This window comes from Vulcaniibacterium gelatinicum (genome assembly GCF_008033445.1).
In the GTDB taxonomy this organism is placed as follows: Bacteria; Pseudomonadota; Gammaproteobacteria; order Xanthomonadales; family Xanthomonadaceae; genus Vulcaniibacterium_B; species Vulcaniibacterium_B gelatinicum.
This window is the reverse complement of the sequence record NZ_VNKO01000047.1, coordinates 1-551: the sequence shown is the minus strand read 5'-3', so window position 1 is coordinate 551 and position 551 is coordinate 1. Positions and strand designations below refer to the sequence as shown.

Annotated in this window: 1 protein-coding gene; it reads left to right on the top strand. The window is 76.8% G+C overall.

What is annotated here, in order from left to right:
- Positions 1–118: 118 nt before the first annotated feature.
- Positions 119–551 (top strand): TolB-like translocation protein (locus tag FPV26_RS12580; RefSeq protein ID WP_484444113.1); only part of this gene is annotated, 433 nt, incomplete at its 3' end.

Here is a 551-nt window from a genome sequence, read left to right as displayed (position 1 = left end):
AGTCTGCCACACCCGCCCCGCGACCTGCCTCCCGCCCGACCATGACCTTCGGCCCGCCCGCTCGCGCCGGGGGCTGCTACGCTGCGCGGTCGTCGTCCGTGCCCGGGGGAATCGTCCGATGCGTCGTCTGCTCTTGCCCTCTGCCTTGCTGCTGTTCGCCGCCGCCGCGCAGGCGCAGCCCGCGCAGCCGCTGGACCTGCACCGGGTCATGGCCGATCCGGACTGGATCGGGGCGCCGGTGGAGCGGGCGTGGTGGTCGTGGGACGGCACCCGCGCCTACTACAGCGCCAAGCGGCCGGGGGCGACGGTGCGCGACGTGTTCGTGCAGCCGCTCGACGGCGGCGCCGCGACCCGGCTGGACGGCGCGGCGCGGGCGCAGATGGACGCGCCCGGCGCGGTGTACGACGTGGCACGGGCGCGGATGGCCTTCGTCCGCAACGGCGACGTGTTCGTGCGCGACCTGCGCAGCGGCGCGCTGAGCCAGCTCACCCGCACCGAGGCGCAGGAGTCGCGCCCGCAGTGGGGCCGCGACGGCGGGCTGGTGTGGCGCG